Consider the following 2,723-nt stretch of genomic DNA (forward strand, 5'->3'; position numbering starts at 1 on the left):
CACCAGCACTAGATGCTTTATTAACATATATTTTATCTTTTTTATAGCTTTTATCATCTAAAGCTTTGATAACTCTATAAGCAGTTGGTGCGGTTGTAAAATTAGTAATCTTGTATTTTTTAAGTATATAATATACGTTTTCTGGTTTAAATGGGGCGTTATAAAATAATGTTGATTTACCAATAAGCATAGCGCCTATAAGGTTATAATACAAACCATAAGCCCAACCAGGATCAGCCATATTCCAATAGTTGTCATTATTATCTAAATAAAGTCCAAAATGCATATATGCTTCAAAAGAGCCCAAGGCTTTTATAGGTACACTAACCCCTTTTGGCGTACCTGTAGTTCCTGATGTATAGATAAGTATCATAGGACTATTTCCTTCTAATAATTCATATTTTTCGATTGGTGTAGAAGTGTTTATTGCAGACCAAAAATTATAGCTATTTTTATGGTTTTGTTCATCTGTACTTTTTCTAACGGTAATAATTTTAAGTAAACCCTTTTTATATGCATTTGTCTCTAAAATTTTATGGTAATTGTTTTCATCGGTTATAACAACATTACAATTACTATCTAGTAGCCTATAATCTATTGCATCTGGCCCGAAGGCAGTAAAAAGTGGTATATATACAGCTCCAAGATGCCAAATAGACAAAGCTGATAAAATTATCTCTGGGCATTTAGGTAGCATTACTGCCACATTATTAGCCTTTTTGACACCAATATTTTGTAAAAATCCAGCTAAAAATTTAGAATATTCACTTAATTGTTTAAACGTCCATTTACTAGTATATCCGCTGCTATCCTCATAGAAAAGGGCTACTTGATTTTCATTATTTGTATGCCTATGGCAGATAAAATAGGCTGCATTAATTTGTGAGGCATCATAAATGTTTTTTAGTTTCTCTACAGTTGCTTCTATTTCTGTTTCTTTGCTAGACAAATTATTTCTCCTTAATAATATTATTTCATTTATTATAAAATATTATTATAAATTATCAATATTAGATTTTTAAAGAAAACATGAAAATATAAATTTTGCTCTTGAAATTCTTGTGAGATTTTTTTAAAAATATGTCTATGGGTTACAAACTATTATATATATTTTTAATATTTATTTTTATTATTACAGTTGCTCTAGCAAAGATAAATTTAAATAGTGCTACAAAAGAGCAATTAATGTCATTAGATGGGATTGGTAAGGTAAAAGCTGAAGCAATAATAGAATATAGAAATAGATATGGAAAAATCCATAATATTGAAGAACTCATAAATATTAATGGAATTGGTGAAAAGACTATAGAAAGTTTGAAAGATAATGTCCTATTAGAATAGTTTAGTTTTTTTGAACAAATAGATTCATAAAGTTTTATTCTCTAGTGAAGCATGATTTAAGAAAATCAATAAGTATATTTTATATCTCTATTAATTTTAAACCTTTAGATTAATTATCTATTTGGCTTGTTTTTACCTTATTAAAATATTATTTTTGTTGATTATGGATAAAAGTATGATTGATCAAATGATAAAAAGCTTTGTAAAAGACTTTTCATCTATAAATGGCATGGTAACAAAATGGCGTAAGCCCTTAATTGGATATGCAGATGCTTTAGACAGTTTATTTTATACCTTGAAAAAGGTAGTTAGTCCAAGTCATTTTTTACCTAGGGATCTTTTGGAGGATGCACAAACAGTTATAGCTTATTTTTTGCCCTTCGAGAAAGGTATGGTAAAAACAAATTTAGAGGGTTTATACAGTTCTAAAGAGTGGGCAAAAGCCTATGTAGAAACAAATGAATTAATTTTTAAATTAAATATTTATATAAAGGATGAACTAAGTAAGTTTGATTATAATTCTTATATTATTCCAGCAACACATAATTTTAATAAGGATAGATTGACAAGTGACTGGTCTCACAGGCATGTTGCTTATATTGCAGGATTGGGTACATTTGGCCTCAATAATATGCTAATTACCTCAAAGGGTTGTGCAGGAAGAATTGGCAGTATTGTAACAAATTTAAAAATTGAGCCTACAATAAAAAACAATATCGAATATTGTCTTTATAAAAGTAAAGGAATATGTAGAAAGTGTATTGATAGATGTCCTACAGGTGCGCTAAATATAAATTTTTTTGATAGATTTAGGTGTTATGGAATGTTACTTGAAAATGCTAAATTGTATGCTAATTATGGGTTAGCAGATGTATGTGGAAAGTGTTGCGTAGGCTTACCATGTTCTTTTGCAAACCCCAATAGCAAATAAAATGTTTTCTAATAGGTTTATGATTTATAAATATCTATTATCTAGTTTAGTATTTTTTATGGTATTAGTTCCTAATTTGTTATATTCAGAGAGCTTTGTTAGATTAAATAGCAATGATAATGTTTCTATTCCACGAGATTTGTATTATAGAGATAATTTTATTTCTCAGTGGTGGTATTTTACAGGGCATTTAGAAGGCATTAACGGGAAGCCCTTTGGTTATGAGGCTACCTTTTTTATTATTAATGTAAATAATGAAAAATTTAAATCCCCTTTTGGATTAAATAGATTATATATGTTGCATTCAGCGATTACTGATATTAGTAGCAAAAAATATTACTACAAAAATACTCTATCGAGAGGGGCATATGATGTCGCAGGTTTTTCAGCTGATAAGAAGATTGTTTGGATGTTTGATAGTTATTTAAAAGGGAATATTCAAGACTTTAAG

At 28.3% G+C, this 2,723-nt stretch carries 4 protein-coding genes; 3 read left to right on the forward strand and 1 reads right to left on the reverse strand.

Going from position 1 to position 2,723, the window contains the following annotated elements; all coding sequences use genetic code 11:
* On the reverse strand, nt 1–949 hold a 949-nt coding region (locus tag SVN78_10030; protein MDY6821944.1), incomplete at its 3' end, for an AMP-binding protein.
* Between the two features lie 137 nt (nt 950–1,086).
* On the opposite strand from SVN78_10030, the gene SVN78_10035 reads away from it, so the two are divergent.
* The 3 genes from SVN78_10035 to SVN78_10045 form a co-directional block, all read left to right on the forward strand.
* Nucleotides 1,087–1,341, forward strand: a complete 255-nt coding sequence (locus SVN78_10035) for a helix-hairpin-helix domain-containing protein (GenBank protein ID MDY6821945.1) — start codon at nt 1,087–1,089, stop codon at nt 1,339–1,341.
* A gap of 163 nt (nt 1,342–1,504) precedes the next feature.
* Nucleotides 1,505–2,272 (forward strand): epoxyqueuosine reductase, encoded by a 768-nt coding sequence (locus SVN78_10040; protein MDY6821946.1) that lies wholly within the window; start codon nt 1,505–1,507, stop codon nt 2,270–2,272.
* A 58-nt stretch (nt 2,273–2,330) separates the two neighbouring features.
* The coding region (locus SVN78_10045) for a lipocalin-like domain-containing protein (GenBank protein ID MDY6821947.1) at nt 2,331–2,723 on the forward strand (393 nt) is incomplete at its 3' end.

It is taken from the genome of Deferribacterota bacterium, assembly GCA_034189185.1.
Lineage (GTDB): Bacteria > Chrysiogenota > Deferribacteres > Deferribacterales > UBA228 > UBA228.